The sequence below is a fragment of the Dulcicalothrix desertica PCC 7102 genome (assembly GCF_003991905.1).
GTDB lineage: Bacteria > Cyanobacteriota > Cyanobacteriia > Cyanobacteriales > Nostocaceae > Dulcicalothrix > Dulcicalothrix desertica.
In genome coordinates this window covers 17,151-36,335 of sequence record NZ_RSCL01000007.1, presented here as the reverse complement: position 1 = coordinate 36,335, position 19,185 = coordinate 17,151, and the positions used below count along the sequence as shown (strand labels likewise).

At 40.6% G+C, this 19,185-nt stretch carries 5 protein-coding genes; all 5 read left to right on the top strand.

Annotated elements, in window-relative coordinates; all coding sequences use genetic code 11:
- The first annotated feature begins 509 nt into the window (after nt 1-509).
- Nucleotides 510-14,531, top strand: coding sequence for a putative Ig domain-containing protein (locus DSM106972_RS15855; protein WP_127081619.1), 14,022 nt, complete (start codon nt 510-512; stop codon nt 14,529-14,531).
- A 426-nt stretch (nt 14,532-14,957) separates the two neighbouring features.
- Nucleotides 14,958-15,368, top strand: coding sequence for a hypothetical protein (locus tag DSM106972_RS15850; RefSeq protein WP_127081618.1), 411 nt, complete (start codon nt 14,958-14,960; stop codon nt 15,366-15,368).
- A gap of 38 nt (nt 15,369-15,406) precedes the next feature.
- A complete protein-coding gene (locus DSM106972_RS15845; protein ID WP_127081617.1) occupies nt 15,407-16,006 on the top strand; it encodes a hypothetical protein in 600 nt (199 codons plus the stop codon).
- Nucleotides 16,007-16,032: 26 nt separating this feature from the next.
- On the top strand, nt 16,033-17,832 hold the full coding sequence (locus DSM106972_RS15840; protein ID WP_127081616.1) for a hypothetical protein: 1,800 nt from the start codon (nt 16,033-16,035) through the stop codon (nt 17,830-17,832).
- Nucleotides 17,833-17,880: 48 nt separating this feature from the next.
- On the top strand, nt 17,881-19,077 hold the full coding sequence (locus DSM106972_RS15835; RefSeq protein ID WP_127081615.1) for a hypothetical protein: 1,197 nt from the start codon (nt 17,881-17,883) through the stop codon (nt 19,075-19,077).
- Nucleotides 19,078-19,185 lie beyond the last annotated feature (108 nt).

The following is a 19,185-nucleotide window of genomic DNA, read 5'->3' as shown; positions in this document are numbered from 1 at the left end:
GTTGGCCTTGTAAAGTTCTCCAGCATTTTCCGGTGTTGATATTCCAATATAGTAATTTCAATATTAATACTAGTACAAAAATGATTTTTATATGATGGTGCGATAGAAAAAGCAAACCTTGATTGTCTTGACCCTCTAACTCCAAACTAAGTATACATTTTTGTATAGGTAACTACTGGCGCCAGATACTAATGAAATTGCTAATGCATATTAGGTAATTTTTGCAAGTACTATATTTTAAATTTTATTTAGATGAATCGATCTCTCTCCCGCTCACCAAGGAGTGGATTTTTGTAAGGAACGCTCAGTAAAGTGCTAACGATCAGTATTCTTAGTGCTGCTCTGCCTCTACTTGTGAAAATACAGCCTTCAGCTGCCCAAACGTGCAACGCCTTTGGCTGCTCACAACCGGGCGCAAGTGCCTGTAATCCCTTTGGTTGCCCGTGAGTACATCTCCGAGTTAATTGTAACTCGCCACGTAAATCTACATCTTTGAGCAAAAGGAATTTATGGTTTCTACGACATCATTACTAGAACAGGTTGTTTTGTTTACTAAAGACTTGCTGAAAACCTTGGCTAAGGGTGACGATTTCTCAAACGTGCTTGAGGAATCGTTTGGAGATCGCTTTAGCTGGGAGAAGGCAGAAGCAATCAGGCAAGCTTGGGCAGCAGGAGACTTTACCCAACTGCCTGCAATCCAAATTGAAAGTGGCAGCGTTCTACAAAGAGCGAATGGAGCTTATGCTGCTCAGACTAATAGAATTTATCTCTCACAGAATTTTTTAGAGGTAAACATTGGGAAGCCCAAAGCAATCGCTAATGTGCTTTTAGAAGAAATTGGTCACTTCGTTGATGTACAAATAAATAGTGTGGATTCTTCAGGGGATGAGGGAGCAATTTTTTCAGCGTTGGTGCGGGGTGAAAGCCTAAGTACTGAGCAACTGACATTTTTGCAAGCTGAGGACGACACCTTAACGCTAGCTGATGGAACTGAAATTGAAGCGGCAGCGACTTTGATAGTTGATACGCTTATTGATGAAAGTGACGGCAATTTTAGTGCTGGAGATTTATCGCTCAGAGAAGCGATCGCGCTAGCTACACCTGGAGATACCATTACCTTTGCCAATAGTGGAACGATTACACTAACCCTTGGCGAATTAAACATCAACAAAGCCCTAACGATCAACGGCGATAATGACGGTAACGGTACGCCTGATATTACTGTTAGCGGTAATAATGCCTCTCGCGTGTTTAACATTGATGATGGCAATTTTGGTAATAAGATCGCAGTCAATATTTCTGGATTAAATATTACAAGAGGTAGAAGTAAATTCGGAGGAGGGATTTTAAATCAAGAACTATTGACTATAACCAACAGTAGGATCAGCCATAACTCTGCATTTGAATTCGGCGGTGGTGGTGGAATTATTAATTCTGGTACATTCAACCTGATTAATAGCATTCTTAGTAATAATTTCTCCGCAGATATTGGTGGGGGTATTTGGAACAGCTACTTTCAGGGCATAGTAAACATAAGCAATAGCACTCTGAGTGGTAATATCTCTGAAGTTAGTGGTGGCGGAATTGCAAGTGTAGGTAAGTTAAACCTAACAAACAGTACGCTCATGAACAACTTCGCTAAAAAGTATGGTGGCGGAATAGCCGGTGGTGGCTCGTCCAGCATATTCAACTTGACAAACATTACTCTCAGTAATAACTCTGCTGAAGTTGGTGGTGGTATTTGGAGTAGTGGTACGTTAAACCTGAACAACAGTACTCTTAGCAGTAACTCTGCGGCAGTTGGTGGTGGTATTTGGTATGAAGGTATTGCTGCTACTTTAGCAAACTCAATTATTAGCGGAAGCTCAGGTGGTGGACAAGACTTTTCTGGTAGTGTACCTACACTAAACGGAAATAACTTAATTTCAGATGCCAGTATCAAAGGGGTAGGCGTTATCAACGCTAATCCTCACCTTGGTCTTTTACAGAATAATGGCGGTTCAACTTTTACTCATCAACTTCTAACTGGTTCACCGGCGATTGATGCTGGTGATGATACAGTAGCTCAAGACACCCTTGATATTGATAATGATGGAGATACTATTGAGCTACTTCCATTCGACCAAAGGGGTAAAGAACGCTTTTTTGGAGGAAAAATTGATTTGGGAGCATTTGAAGTTACTCCCTCAGATCAGCTTGTTAGCCTAACAGTTCAGAATCCTTTCGGCTCAACTTATGCATATGAAGCCAAAGATAATTTAGGACAACAAGCAATTTTCACCATTGCTCGTAATACACGCGCAGGAGATTTAGATGTCACTATTAAAGTTAGTGGTGATGCAAGTTTTAATCAGGATTATCAGTTTATTGGTGATAATAATCAACCGATAGTAGTTAGCGAAGATCATTTAAGGATTAAAATTCCGAATGGCTCATACCAAACTTCAGTTGCATTTAAAGCTCTAGACGATAGATTTGTCGAGAACCCCGAAACAATAGTGCTAGATCTAGCAGAAAACTCAACTGGTGAGGTGGCTTATAAAGCCGAGACAGGGAAAGATAGAATAGTACTTAGTATTGAAGATAATGAACCCTCACTTTATGTTGAGGAGTTTGAAAACGGCGCGGAAGATGGTAATAAAAGCGGCAAATTTTTTATTAATTTAACTGAAAGAGCTTCTCAAGATTTCAAGCTATTTTACGACATTAGTGGCAAGGCAACAGAAGTAGAAGATTATACTGTTAATGCTTTAATTAAAATTCAAGAAAAAGATACGGAGCCAGTCTTTGAAAAAGAGATTATAAATTTGACGGGGAACTCACTTGATATACCCGCAAATACCATTTCTGTTGAAATTTCAATAAATGTTGAAGATGATGCCATAGATGAGGATGATGAAACTGTCACATTGGAATTAAAAGAATTGCGAGACCAAGACGGTAGGGTGCTTAACTATGGCGTTCTCGGAAGATACGTTCCAGGAGGAGGTACAGATTATACTTCAACTATTTTGATTAGGGACGATGATAATGCTGGTATTTTAATTAAGCCGATATCTGGTTCTGCGGCTGAAGGTGGGGATGAAGCAAAATTTAATATTAGTCTTACTACTAGACCTCTAGAAAATGTTGTTCTTCTATTTAAGAACTCAAATCCTTCTCAAGGAAGCTTGTCAATTGATTCTTTAACGTTTACTCCTGATAATTTTGATAATAAAGTTGAAAAAACAATTATAATTGAAGCTTTAGATGATGATCTCGTTGAGGGTATTGGCGAATATAAAATCAAGGTAGACGTTAATAGCGAAGACCCAAAATATGATGTATTAGAAGATGAATTTACATATACTATCCAAGATAATGATATTCCTGGCATCAAACTCAATATTCAAGACCAAGAAACTAGCGAGGTAGGTGATACTGCTACCTTTACTGTTGTCCTAGATACTCAATCCACTGATACAGTAAAGATTGATATTTTAGGAGTAGATAATAGCGAAGGAAGACTATCTACTTCGTCATTAACTTTTGATAGCAGTAATTGGAATATCCCTCAAACTGTGACTATCACTGGCGTAGATGACTTGATTGACGATGACGATCAAACCTACACAATTTCGTTTGATGCTTCCAAGAGTTCGGATACTAACTACGCCAAGCTAACTCAACAAAACTTAGACCAGCTTGGCAAAAAAGTTGAGATTAAGAATTTAGATAACGATACAGCAGGTGTCACTCTTTCTCCCATTACTGTTAACGTCAAAGAAGATGGCGGTACGGCAACTTTTACAGTTCAACTAAATAGCCAACCTCTTAAAGAGGTCAAGATTCAGATAATCAGCAGTGATGAGACTGAAGGAACTATTTCTCCTGCTTTTTTAATCTTTAACAATAACAACTTCTCTACACCACAGACGGTAACAATAACGGGAGTTGATGATGGATTGATCGATGGCAATCAACCCTTCACGATTCGCAGCACTATTATCAGTGATGATGAAAAGTACAAAAATCTCAAAGTTGCTGAATTTAACGTTGTCAATATTGATAACGATGTAGTTCCGACTGCAAGTATCAATGCTGGCGAGAACATTACTGAGGGAAATCCAGGAACCTTTACAATTTTTCTGGATCGACCTGCTTTAGAGGGAGGCGCAACGGTACAAGTCGCTATATCTGGTACAGCAACACTGGGCAAGGACTTTAACCTCATCGAAACGATTCAATTGAGCGAAGGTGAAACTGAAAAAACGCTTACCTTAGCAACTATCAATGACCAAATTGCAGAAAATTTAGAAACCATTACGCTCACTTTACTAAGCGTCAATGACGACCGCCAATACATCCCCAGTAGCACTAACAGCACGGCAACCTTAACCCTTAGTGATAATGATGTTGCTGGAGTCAACATAACCACAAGAAATAACAACACCAGCGAATTAGGTGGAAAAAGCGAAATTGAGGTAGTTCTAACTAGCCAATCGGAGTCAAGCGTTGAGATCAACCTGGTTTCCTCTAAACCTAATGAAGGCACACTTTCAGTTTCAAAGCTCACCTTTAAGCCTGAAGAATGGAATAAAGCTCAAATTGTCACAGTAATGGGTGTGGATGACAATATTGCTGATGGTTCCACAACGTTCCAAATTGAAGCTAAGGCTACTAGTTCTGATCCTAAATACAACAATATTACAATTAACCCACTTCAACTCATCAATCAGGACAATGAAAGTTTTGGGGTCTTGATTTTGCCGAGTGACGGTAATGTTGTTGTCAGTGAAGGAGGAACCACAGATACTTACCAGATTGTTTTAACTCAATCTCCAACAGGGACGGTTCAAATAACCGCAACAGCGGATTCGGAAACTGAAATTAGTTTAGATGGAGTTAACTTCGCCCCAACCCAAACCATCTCTCTAAAAGACACAACGCCTCACACCATCACTGTGCGCGCCTTAGCTGATGGAGAAGTGACAGGCGATCGCGCCAGTACCATTGTCCACCGCATTACTGCCAGTAGCGACCCCAATTACCCTACTGATTTAGTGGTAGATGCCCTTCGTGCTGGCGTTAAAGACCAAGACCTACCTACAGTTAGTATTCTTTCCACTGCCAACGGAAGCGAGGAAAGCACGGTTGCAGGTCAATTCAATCTGCTCCTAAGTGCAGCAGCACCGACTGGGGGCATTACGATTAAGTATCAAGTTGAAGCGACTAGCACAGCCACAGCCAGTAACGACGAACCCTTTGAGCTTGGGGAACCAGACTACTTTATTCTCCCTGGCAGTATTTTTATCCCTGAAGGAGCGACGGGAGCAACGATTGAGGTTCTACCCACGCCAGATGATAAAGTGACTGAGCCGTTAGAAACTGCCAATATTACCCTCATTGCTGGCTCCGGTTATCTTATTGATACTGCTAAGGCAAATAATACCGTTTCTATCAGTGACGATGATATTGCTGGGGTTCGTATTACGGAAAGTGGCAACCAGACCAGAGGTTTAGAAGGTACTAGCGATGACTATACTGTTCGTCTAACCAGCCAACCTCGGAGCAATGTAGAGGTTGTGATTGCTACAGACAAAAATAGTGAAACCATTGATAAGCTCACCTTTACCCCAAATAACTGGAATATTCCTCAAACCGTTACTGCTAAATTTATTGATGACGGTATCGTGACTGGCGATCGCGTTAGCGTCATTACTCACCAGGTTAAGAGTGGCGATCCCGACTACCAAAACATTGAAGTTCGTAATGTCGAAGCAACAATTTTGGAAGATGAGGTTGCTTCCGTTACAATCTCGCCAACCACTCAGCTTAAAGAAGGAGAACGGGCAGTTGTTGCCTACACACTGGTTCTCGATACTAAGCCAACTGCCAACGTAACAATTAATTTTAGTCCAGACAGTTTGTTTGAGGCGATCGCACCGATTACTTTTACCCCAGACGACTGGAACAAACCTCAAAACGTTGTAGTGAGTCCGGTTGATGATAATCGGGTAACGGGCAATCGAACAGGGACAATTATTCAAAAAGTTGTAAGTGATGACCCAGCTTTTAACAACCTAGCCATTAAAAATGCTTCGGTCAGCGTGCTGGATAATGACACAGCTAACATTGTTGTCACAGTCAGCGACGGCAATACCCAAGTCAGGGAAGGAAGCCAGACTGACAAATTTACAATTGCCCTCAGTAGTCAACCTGCCAGCGATGTCAAAATAGAGTTTCTAACCACTAGCCCCATAAGCTCGCTCGCCCCCGTTATCTTCACCCCAAAAAATTGGAGTGAACCTCAGACAATTAATGTTGTAGCGGTTAATAATGGTATTTCCCAAGGAAGTATCAGAGAAAAAACTCCCATTCGCCTAAGTGTAACCACTAATGACGCAGGTTATAATGGCTTAAAGTTAAATGATATTCCTGTTGATATAGCAGATGTAGCTGGAGTCACGGTCACTAAAACTTCTCTTCAAGTAGGTGAAGGCGAACGACCAAACACCTATCAAATTCGTCTCAACAGCGAACCTTATAGTGATGTCACAATTAACTTTGCCTCAGCAGGGGGACTACTGGAGGCAATGGCGCCCCTTACTTTTACACGAGGCAATTGGAATCAGCTTCAAACAGTAACCGTTAAAGGTGTTGAAGGTGCGCTTGCTACAGCCGATTTGGTTTCCGGCGCCATTCGCCAAACCATCACTAGTGCCGATCCCGGTTATAACAACTTAAACTTATCTGATGTCAGTGTTAGTGTTCTAAGTGATAACACCTTCCTAACTTGGGAGGAGCTTGTTGCTGCGGTAGGCAAACGGGTTGGCTCTGTGCCGAGTGGGTTAAAATCAACCCTCGAAACTCGATTAGGTAGTCTGTTCTTACCTGTGACTTTAAAGGGGATCGAAGCTGATCGGCTTCTACTATCCTACCCTGAGAATTTAAACACGAATAACCTACTGCAAAAACTACCAAATCTTGCGACCATTGCTACAAATCTGAAGTTAGCAAATTTGCTAGGAACAATTACTAAACCACAGATTGAGGTAGAAGGATTTGATGCTAAACAACCTGAGTTTAACCTTATTGTTCCGGCTCTCGGCGCCGAAAGCATTCGTGGACTGCTAACGAATTTAAAGCCAATACCCGTGGATGAACTGGTTGCTAACGTCCCAGCACTAGATTTACAGGTGGAGCGCGATCGCCTGCGTTTAGGGTATCTCAACAACCAGTCTTTGAACAACTTGTTAGGTAAGACTCCAGGGGTCAAGGATTTAGCCGACACCCTCAAGCTTCCTAACCTGACGGTAGCCACGCCTAGCATCACCATAATCAACCCAGCAACTAATCCACGCTACGAGTTGACCGTTACTTCCATACCCGTCAATAGCCTTCAATCTTGGCTAACGACCCAAATTGACGCTTTAGATTCTGCATTACCTGACGCTGTGCAGAACGCAATTAAAGCTCTAGCAAATACAGCCCAGGATCTCGATTTAGTCTTAAGTGACAATGCAGTCCAAGTTACTTACGGTGGTAATCTGAATATCAGAGGGATTATTAACCAGCTTGCGGATAAACTTGGTTTGAGTAATCCCCTGCCCGCAGAACTTGGGATCGCGAATCCCGCTTTAAAAATTCTTAATCCCGGTGACGATCCTAGCTTTGAATTTATTGTGCCTCGCCTTTCGATTGCTAGCCTTCAGACTTGGCTCACAAGTCAAGTAAATTCTATCCTTCCCAGTGAAATTCAAAAAAATCTAACCAACGAAGCGCAAAACTTAGACCTCATCCTTGCCGAAGACCAATTACGCCTTACCTATTTGGGAGACATTAATGTCGGTTCAGCCCTAAACAAACTAACAGAAACCCTTGGGTTGGATCGTCCCTTTAATAACACACTTGCAGTTAACAATCCTGAAGTCGCAATTGAGAAAAATGATAGCGGTGATTTCACTTATGCCTTTAGTATTCCCCGTCTTGCTATAGCGGATGCAGGAAGTTTACTCAGTGGACTCAATGCACCTAACTTTATTAATAGTATCCTTTCTGAAATTTCTAACCTGGGATTAACTTTTGGCAAAGACAAATTAGAACTTACTTACAATGGTGATTTTGATCTTCGTACTCCGATTAACCAGCTTGCTAACGCATTAGACTTGGGGACACCAATTTCTTTACCTTTGAAGGTCAGTAACCCCAGCATCCGTATTGAAGGTACTGGTAATAAGCGGAGTTTTGAGCTTGCTGTTTCTCGGCTGCCTTTCGATCAATCCCTAAATTTAATGGAGGATGTCTTTGGGCGTAAGTTACCTGATGAGGTGACGGATTCGCTGCGATCAATTGGTAACAAACTGGATAATTTAGAGTTTGTTCTATCACAAAAGCCTCAAGACAAAGAGAATACCTCATCACAATACAGCATTACCCTAAAATATCAGGATGAACTAGATTTTACCGTAGATGTCAACGATATTTTAAAAAATCCCCCCTCTTTTATTGAGAAAGCAATTAAAGCCGCTAACAAAGCATTTTTTGGCTCAGAAGACCTTAAGCTGAAGCTTGCAAACCCCGAATTAAGTGTTGCAACAGGACCAGAGTTAGGATTTGGTGCTGAACTTAACGGAAAGGAATTTGACATTATCTACGATAAAGATGGAGACTTCCAGTTAAGCTACGAATTACCAGACATTATTGACTTTTCCTCCTTTGCAAAAGGGGTACCGATACTAGATTTATTTAAGGTATCAGACCCTGAACTAATTATTTCTAGTGCAGCGAAACGAATTGAAGACCCCAGATTAAGTACAATTACCCTTGTTGAAGGATTTAATTTCATTGGCACTATTGACTTTGAATCTGCTCAGGATGACATTTCAAAATTCATCAACAAACAGTTAGGGATTAAAAGTTTAGGTGTACTAACTGGTTTGGGTTCAGAGGGAGCTAGTCTAGCCGCCGTTGTTCCCCTTAATGCTACCCTTTTCCCTTTGCCTGGTATGCCTTCTGTGGGTGACCTGAAGGCTATACTTAAAAACTTAAAACTGGTTTTAGATGCTAAGTCGGAAACCCAAATAGACTTCGGTTTTGAAAGCAACCTTGAATTATCAGGATACGATCCTTTTCAAGACAATGAGCCAACTCTATTACTTTCTGGTAGCCTAAAGCTAAGTCCTCTTCCAGTAACAACACTAACGGCAGGTTTCGCTTTACAAACTAATAGTCGTTCGTGGGTCAACCCATTCGGCATTCCTGATTCAGAAATTCGCAACCTAGCTTTTGAAGTAGGTGGAACGTATACGCCTCCTTTCATTAATAATATTGGCTTTTTAGGCGATGCCCGTTTCGGAAACTACGATCTTGAAGCTGCGTTTTCCATTGATCGATCAAACTTTAGAAATATTGCACTGTTTCTAAGGGTTAACGAACCATTAACCCTGGTTGATCTGCTAGTGGGGCCCGTAGGCTCGTTTGCGCTTAAGCAAGTTGGCGATGAGATTCCAGTCATTGATAAAACTCTGGATTTGCTTGACACGATTTTAGACGTTACAGTTTCTGGTTTGGATCTTAATAAGGACGGTAAGAATGAACCCACAATTCAGTTTGTTCCGTTTAAGACTGACATTGCTGGAATTCCTTTAGAAGAAGGCTTTGCTATTAATGCACAAGTTGACGCTTACGGCGTAAAAGGAAGACTTTCTTTAAATGCAGAGACAAATCTGTCAGAAATTACTGGCAGTTTAGCGATTTCTAAAATTGATTTAGGCGGTTTAGGTGCTGTTGTTATTGAGGGAGTAAATGATTCAGAGCTTAATTTAAATGTCCAAGTTGGAATAAATACATCTCCTTTAATCTCTGGAGATGGTCGTGTTAAGCTCTTCGGTGCTGAGTTAGCAAGTGCAAAATTCAGTGTGGGACTAGATAAGGTAGATATTGAGGGTAAGATTGCCTTACCTGGATTAGAACTAAACACTGACTTTGCTGCCTCAAACATTACCAAGTCAAATTTTACGTTTAGTGGTTCTGCTAATGCGTCAGTTTTTGGTAATCCTATCATTGGTGCAACTGTCAGTGGCGATCGCAGTCGTTTCGCAGCCACTGGAAATCTCAACTTGCTCGGAATTCCTGGTGTTCTTCAAGGCAGTGCTAATGCTACTATTACGCTTGGAACAAATCTCAATGATTTTGCTTTGACAGGAAGCGGCAGCTTATCTATATTTAATCAATCACTTGCTAACGTCAACTTTAGTGGAAATCGTAATGGCATTTCAGCAACTGGCAGATTAGATTTTCCTGGTATTCCTGGTGTCTTAACAGGAGGAGTGAATGCTAATGTTGCAATAGGGAATAATGATTTTGCGTTAACAGGAAGCGGTAACTTATCTATTTTCAATAACCCGCTTGCTAACGTCAACTTTAGCGGAAATCGTAATGGCATTTCAGCAACTGGCAGATTAGATTTTCCTGGTATTCCTGGTGTCTTAACAGGAGGAGTGAATGCTAATGTTGCAATAGGAAATAGTGATTTTAGCTTATCAGGAAGTGGCGGTTTATCCATTTTCAGTTATCCTATCGCTAACGCTAGCTTTAGTGGAAACCGTAATGCACTGACTGCAACGGGTAGCTTGTCTCTGGGTATTCCAAAAGTTTTACAGGGAAACATTAACTCTACTGTTACCATTGGTTCCAACATAAATAATTTTGCTCTTTCTGGTAACGGTAATATTTCTCTCCTTGGTAAAAATTTATCAAATGTTTCTGTTAGTGGCAGTAAAAATAGTCTAGGCTTCGGTGCTAAGAATAACTTTAATACTCCATTTGGTTCTGCTTCATCCGATTTATTTGTTAAATTAAATTCAAAAGGATTTGATTTAAACGGTAAACTGAATGTTTCTCTTCCTGCCCTTGGCTTTACCGTTTTAGGTAAGCGATTTAATACTAATACTCTAAGCTTTGGAGTTTCACCTGACCTGGACGTTGATAAAAGCGGTCGTATTTCTGGAGGACTCAACGATATCAAATTATCAGTGTTTGGCAAAAGCTTACCTGAGTTTGATATAAATCTTGGTGTTAATAGCGGTTTTGATAGCTTCGACGACATTATCGAAAAAATAAAAAAAGAAGTTGAAGGCAGAGCTAAAGGGATTGCTGAAGGTATTGCTAATCAAGCGATTAAAGCACCAGAGAGAGCTGCGGAAGAAGCGGCAAGGCTTGCAAGAGAAGCTACTAAGCCTCTTGAACAAGGTGTTAAGTCTGTAGGACGATTATTTGGCGGTTCCATTGAAGGCTCGACAATTTGGTTTGACACTAATAATAATGGCATTTTCGATCCTAAAGAACCCAACACAATCACTCAATCAGACGGTACTTATATCCTCGAAATTCCAAAGGGATTTGTTCTTTCAACCGGACTAATTCGCTCTCAAGGTGGCATTGATGCGACAACAGGTTTACCATTTCAGACAACACTTGCAGCTTTACCAGGAAGCAACATTACTCCTCTAACGGTTTTGATGCAGCAACTTGTGACAGAGGGGGCGACAGTTGATGAGGCTTTAGGCATAGTTCAAACTGAATTTGGCATCTCGCCCGACATTGACCTATATGGCTTTGACCACCTTGACGAAACCCTCAACGCTAACCCCGAAGCCAGAGCCGTTATTCTCGCGATCGCTAAGGTTCAAAGCACAGTTTTAGGCGTACAAAATCTTCTTGCTGGTGCAGGTGGCAGTACAGTTGCTGAACAAGAAGCCGCAGTTAACAGCGTTCTGAGTGCTGCTGCTTATTCAGCAGTGGTAGATTTAATTGTTAGTAGCCAACTTAACTTGGAAGATGCTAACCAAGTTGAAACGATTATACGTACTACTGCAACTGAGGCTCAATCCGTCCTGCAAGCAAAGGGCTTGTCATTTAATATTGACTTGAATGTTATTGACCGCGTTGCTGATGAAGCGGCTCAAGTCCTTGCTGCTGGAGCCATCAAGAAACGGATTCTTAGCGACGAAGCAGACGACGGCTTTGACCTGCTGCACCGTGTAACCCAAGCGAAGCGAGTTTCTAACGGAGAAGAAGCCAATGCACTTAACCTCTTGGGTCAAGGACAGCTTACTGAGACTGAAATTTTAGCTTTTGCCAATACGAGTGAGCAGGCACTTGCTGCTATCCGTGCCGTCACTCTCTTACCCCAGTTAGGAGGACTTAGCGACTTTTTCCTTGCTGAAGGCGAACAGCTTGCCGACTTCCCAATTACTCTCTATGACTTTGAAACACCGCAAGACCAGTTAATTATCAATATCACTTCTGATAACGAGGAACTTCTTCCTGCAGGAAATGTAGTGCTTACGCCAGGAATCGATAAACATACTCGCCTCCTTAATATTTCTCCAGTGACCGGTTTGACTGGCAATGCTACCATTGTAATCTCTGTTACTGATGGAGACGGACAGACTATCGATCAGGACTTCGTTATTACCGTTGAGACTAATAAAGCGCCGATATTTTTATCAACAGGATCTTTCGTCGTCAGCCCCAATGCAGAGCGCGGTACAGTAGTTGGTAACTTAGATGCTAATGATGGTAATGGCGGCATTACTGATATTAGTGTCGGCTACTCTATCGCTTCCGGTAACGATGATTTGAATGGCAATGGAGATCAACCCTTCGGCATTGACTTAAACGGCGGAATTTTTGTTAACGATCCAGATGACCTACTGATGGCGACTACTGGCACTCAATTTAACCTTACCGTAGTTGCTGATGACAGCGTTAAAACTGCTGAAACAACCATCTCAATAGCTCTAGCCAGTACCAATACCCCTCCCAATTTAGTCACTCCCATCACTGACCAAATTGCTACTCAAGGCATCTCGTTCACCCTCCAAATTCCTATCACCACTTTCAACGATGCGGATGCAGGTGATACTCTCATCTATACTGCTACGCTTGATGATGGTACACCTCTCCCTGCTTGGTTAAGCTTCGATCCTAATAGCCGTACCTTTAATGGTACTCCCACCAAAAAAGAGTTAGGGACTCTCCAGTTAAAGGTCATTGCTACAGATACCAAAGGGGCAACGGCTGAAGATAGCTTCAACTTACAGGTAATTAATCTCAGCCCAATTCAGGGAAGTTCTGGCAACGATATACTGACTGGAACCGATGGCGATGATTATCTTGTTGGTGGCGCCGGCTCAGGCTGGCCTTCTGATATCCTCAACGGTGGCGTCGGCAATGATACCGCCTCTTACATTACCGCGACATTTGGTGTTGCAGCTAGTTTGGCTGAAGGCACGGGTTGGCAAGGGGATGCCACAGGTGATAAATTTATTTCGATTGAAAACCTTGAAGGCTCACCCTATAACGACTTCCTCATCGGTGATAACGGCGCCAATATCCTCACAGGTTTAGCAGGAAACGATACTCTCGAAGGTCGGGCAGGGGATGATACTTTAGATGGCGGCGCCGGGGAAGATACACTTTGGGGTGGTGACGGTAACGATATTCTTCGAGGTGGTTTTGAAAAAGACACTTTGGTTGGCGACCTTGGTAACGATATCCTCGAAGGCGGTTTCGGTGATGATTCTCTCGATGCCGGTCTTGGTGACGATACCCTGAAAGATTTGGAAGGAAACAACACTTTCTATGCAGGCGAAGGTAATAACCTAGTTACCGCAGGTTCTGGTTCGGATGTTATCTACGCAGGCGCCGGTTTTGACACTATTAACGCAGGAGATGGTATCAACAAAATTTTTGCTGGGGAAGGATTTAACCAAATTACTTCAGGGGAAGGTAACGATATCATCTATACAGGCGCCAGCCGTGACATCATTAATGCAGGCAATGGCAACAACCAAGTTTACGCAGGCGAAGGTCTAAATGAAATCTTTACAGGCTTTGGAGATGACACTATTTATGCTGGCGCCAGTAACGATTTAATTGATGCAGGTAATGGTCGCAACCTAATCTACGCTGCAGAAGGTAACAATCTAATTGGCACAGGTTCCGGTAATGATATTGTTTACGCAGGTTCCGGCAGCGATTGGATATTTACAGGTGCAGGCGATGATATTATATACGCCGCAGAAGGTAACAACTTAATTGCGGCAGGCGCCGACGATAACTTGGTTTATAGTGGCAGCGGTCGCGATTTATTCGTTCTTTCGAGCGGTACTGGGTCAACCACAATTAATCAATTCCAAAGCCACGATCGCCTTGGTCTCATAGGTGGTCTAAGCTACGACCAGCTATCTATCACCCAAAACCAACAGGGCAATGAGTTCTCCACCCATATCGCTATTGCTTCCACTGGGGACTTACTTGCTAGCCTCAAGTGGGTAGAAGTTAGTTCTATCACCCGCAACTCATTTGTTGATGCAGAAAGTTTAGGGATGTTACAACCCAATGGCGCCGCAAGTCGTAGTCTCCTCGCTGGGCTGATGACTTCGGGAGTTGAGACAGGACTAACCGTTCCCTCAGTCCTTGACCTCCAGCAACAGGCAATTACATCTGGTAGTCCTTTCAATCTTGCTAGAGGTATCGTGTAGAGGCTCCTGCGTGTTGCGTCTTTGTATATTGTGTGTTTTCTGGAAAACTTGTGATTTATCTCATGAAATAAACATGGCTTTGCCATCATAGCAATAAGTTAGCTCGCGCTTGTCAAAGGCGAGCTTTTTCATTGTGGGATGGGCATCTCGTCCGTTCAAATGTACTCCATTAACCTGAAACATATTGTATTGTAAACCTTACTAACGCTAAATACTAATGCTGTTACTAATGCACATTAGGTGATTTGCAACGAGCAAATTCTCTAGATTGTTGTATAGGTTTGTATCAGGCTTTCATCTATCACAGTGGTTTTTGTAAATCAATATAAATTTGACTGCTAACCTGCATAAACTTCTGATTTCGTCCGAATAAGTATGCAAGAAAGTAAACGAAACTCACAATCTAGACGATTGAATTAAAAAAATATGCAACTTCAAAGTCCTATTCACGAACAAAGAGAAAATATAGAGAAGCAAATTGAAGTACTAACCAATGAAATGACTCGACTAAAACGAGTTAATCGAAATTGGGATGCAGGCTTGACGATTACAACAATTATTCTGACTTTATTTATTACTATCTTAAGTAATGTAAATACAGTCAAGGAGAATGACAGGAGAATCATCACAAATATTATTGGAGGAGTTATTGTTGCAATTCAATCATTGAATAATGCATTCCCTGTCAAACAAAGGGCTGGTAGTTATCGCCTTCTACAAGCTCAAGCCGGTAATTTACTGCTTGATGTCAGGCATGTTGAAAGCCTCGAAGAATTACATAATATTGAAGTTTGTTTATTCCAACTCCAGACAGAAGCCGCAAAAGTTGAAATGTAATGTTTTTACGTCATTGATATAGTTAAAAGGAGAGTTTTATGGGAATATTTCGTCCAGACTTTAATGGTGTTGGAAGAAGTCCTAGCCGTGAAATTTATGGAGAAAAGAACGGTGATTTAGTGGCGCCAATAGATATTTGTATTTTTGAATTTGGTGACGATAGTGTAGTTAAGTTTAATCAAGTTGACTCTTTGGGTGACTTAGTAGGTGCTGCTGTTAGAAATACTAGTGGAGCTAAAATTGGTACCATCAAGAGTTTTGAGGCGCCTTTCACTTCAATAGATTTTAAACCAGTTGTATTTATTGAACTAGCTGAAGGTTTACTAACTGTTCCATCTTCTCGCGAATTTGCTAATCCTTCAGAGGTGAGTATCGGCGATAGTGTTAGTATAACGATTGATGGAGTAAAAATATCAGGAAGTGTTGAAAAGACAGTAGAAAATTATGCATATTTGAAACCTGGCTTGCAAATTCAAGCTTACACAGTGAAGTTTAAGCAGAGGTTGCTTGATAGGGCGCATGGAGCAGCAGTGGTATTAAATAGCTCAGATAAATTATTAGGTATGTTAATTATCACAGATGATAATAAAAGAGAAGGTACTACTCAAGCTCTTGTCTTTCCAGCACACCTAATATAGTAATTTAATCAAATATCAGTAAATTGATGCTATTACGTCAAATTATCATCTCAATCATTTGCTCCTCACTACTGATTACACAATCTTCAATAACATTAGCTCAAAGTAGCGATAGTTCAGGAGAAACTTCTGGAACGTTACAGCAAAAAAATCAAGAAGAAAAACCATCGATTGAAGCACAGACTGCGCGCGCTATTAGAATTGGATTTACTGATGGAATGATTAGTTTTATTAACGATAGAGCGCGTAGCAAGATTCAATTAGAATGGGAACCGTTGCCCACGGATAAAAGTATAATTGAATCTGCAAGAAAATATGGTTATTCACCCGTTCCAATTAAGATTCGTAATGAAGATTTAGCAAATGGTAAATGGCTGACAAAAATTTCTGCAACAGAACAAAATATATTAAAACAAGCTCTGGGAGTAGCAGACTTAAAGAATATCAGAAACTCTGACAGTAATTTTAGACAGCTTTGGAATCTTCAAAATCCGATTATTCAAGATTTATTAAGAGCAAAATCAATCGAAGCATCAGATTACCTTGCAGTGGTAAGAGATAGAAACATACTTGCGACATTACTTGAAAGCAATGGTATATCTTACTCACTTGAAGTAAAATCAGATAGTTTAGGTACATCATCACAATTACCACGTATCTCGGATAAAAAAATAAATTGGCAGATTAACGTTTACAAATTTGTTGTTAAGCAACAGCCGAAAGTTACACTTTATCGTTTTGCTGTTAAAGCTGTAGTAGAACCATTTGAGATTTTCTTTCCAACTCAAGTTTCAGAGGCAACAAAAGTAAATCTAGAAGCTGGAATTAGTTTTAAACAGAGCGATAAAAATATTGGTTTGTTGGATGATGTACGCTATATTTCCTTTTCTGAGGAAACAAATATAGCACTTGAGCCAAGAAAAGAAGACTTAATAAATAAGTTAAATCAAGAAGATGCATCTAATAAACTAGAAGGAATTTTAACATTTGCTGGTGGCTCTAAAAAGCTAGGAGAAGTTGTTAGTCAAGGTTTGCTTGGAGGTAGTAAAAATATCAGTATCGTCAGTGGAGGAGTTATAGATTTTGGTGGAGGTGAAATTTCTCCTTTAGTTGGGGTGAACAGCGAAATAACTAATTTTGGTGATGCTTCTGCTGGATTTTTATTTGGTGCAGGATTAGGTGATCAAACTAGCCTTTTTATTGGACCTAGCTTACAAGCATCAATATTTACATTATCTGCTGGTGGTCTTGCTGTCCAGGGTAAGAAAGACACAGAAGTCCACCTTGCAGGCTTAATTTCTGTTGATTTATCACGTCTCACAGGAAGTAAAAAAGTTACTAACACAATTAATCTTAGAGATAAAGAAATTGGTGGCAACTGGGGGAAAGCCAGCGGAGAGCTTTTGAAGGACTTGACCTTATTAGAATGGACATTTACTTCCAGCAATAGTCAATTTCGTAGTTTTAGCTTAAGAAAAGTGTGCGATAGCAAAAGATTGCCAGTTCCAGAAGAAAAACAAACTGTTTTAACTATAAATGCTAATGATAATAAAATTATCAAATTTATACCCAAAGGTATTTACAAGTATGAGGTTCCTCCTGGTTTTCAACTAGTAACTCCAACATTAGCAGGTAGTGAGTCTGTTCTTACTCCCGCTCCCATTAACCCTGATAGCGACCCACTGGAAATGAGAGAAAGTACTTTGGAATCAATAACATTGCAAGGAGTAGAAATGAAGAAAAGTCCAAATGCAAAAATAAATGATGGCGAAAACAAAGTTAATAACTTTTGCAAAGAGCAAGAAAAACCTAAAAATAGTCCTTAGTCTGAACAAAATACTTTCTCAGGTTATTAGAACTTTTAGCTTTATTATATGATGCAAGGAATGGAATTGGAGTTAGCCAATTTGGTGATTTCTACTTTTACTAATATGAAGTCACAAAATGAAACAGTATTAAAAAACCAAGAAAAGATTTTAGAGAAACTTGATGAAGTTCAAGATAGTTTACAAAGCCTTGGTCAAAAAATAGATGAGCAAGTTTTGAGGAATGCAAGAGCAGGAATGCGCCATCTGATTGATGGTATAAATTCAGGTGTTACAAAGATTCGAGATAGCGAATTTCAACTAGCACGTCAAAAATTTAGTGTTCTTATAGAGCTTAACCCTAATGAGAATACACACGGAACCTCTGGTGAAATTGACAATAAAATATTGATTGCTTTTGGCTATTATGGTAGTTTTCATTACTTTAATCTACAAGGTGACAAGCGAAGCGCTGCAATTCAAGTATATGAATGTGTAGAAAAGTGGTCAGAGTGGGGAAGTCCTCTGTTTGCTTTGCAAATGTTTTCTCCCAAATTTTTCAGTAAAAATTATGCTCAAATCATCGAAACGCTTGTTAAGCAGATTTCTGAGATTCAGGTAAGTTCAGGAAATGTTACGGAAGAAGTGGGAACTTTAGGTTCGGTAGCTGGTACTGCAACTGGAGTTGGAGTTATGATGGGATTGGGAGCCGCATCTGGCATTGGTGCAGGGGCAGGTGGTATTGGATTATTATTGGCTGGTCCTGTTGGGTGGGGCATACTGGGTGTTGGAGTGCTTTCTGCGGGAATTGTAGGAAATATGTTTCCCAAAAAACAAAAGCAAGTTGAGATTAGCGCTAGCGATAAAGCAAAGTATGAGCAATTGCTCAAAGAATTGCAAGCTATAAATACTGAGCTTTATGAAGAATGTAAAAGACGTAAACGAATGTTTCAAAATACGACACTTGACGGCTTGTTAAGTATTGGAATGAAAGCATACGTCATGCCTTTTACGCTTGAAGTAGAAAATGTTATAAGGCGGTCTGATTTAAGAATTTCTAACAGTGATAAAGTAACTTTAAAAAGAGAAGTTGGACAATTAAACAGTGCCGTTAACCAAAAAAGTGCAAGTCAAGCTGAGGTAGCTTTGTTTAATATTGGAAACCTTCTGAGAGGGCTGAGTGGTGTGGTTCAAGAGTTTGCAAATCTACTTGATAAATGGAATGGGTTAACTGAGCAGTTGAACAAGAGTGGACTTTTACGTTAGCTAAAAACAGTAAGAAGCTCTGAACCATAGATTTTTATCTATCATAATCTAATTTGTAAACAAATGTAAATTTAAATGCAAACCCGCATAAGTGCTAAAAGTTAACAA

Coding starts and splice junctions, on each gene's coding strand:
- DSM106972_RS15855 (WP_127081619.1), top strand. CDS start 510: ATGGTTTCTACGACATCATTACTAGAACAGGTTGTTTTGTTTACTAAA.
- DSM106972_RS15850 (WP_127081618.1), top strand. CDS start 14,958: ATGCAACTTCAAAGTCCTATTCACGAACAAAGAGAAAATATAGAGAAG.
- DSM106972_RS15835 (WP_127081615.1), top strand. CDS start 17,881: ATGATGCAAGGAATGGAATTGGAGTTAGCCAATTTGGTGATTTCTACT.
- DSM106972_RS15845 (WP_127081617.1), top strand. CDS start 15,407: ATGGGAATATTTCGTCCAGACTTTAATGGTGTTGGAAGAAGTCCTAGC.
- DSM106972_RS15840 (WP_127081616.1), top strand. CDS start 16,033: ATGCTATTACGTCAAATTATCATCTCAATCATTTGCTCCTCACTACTG.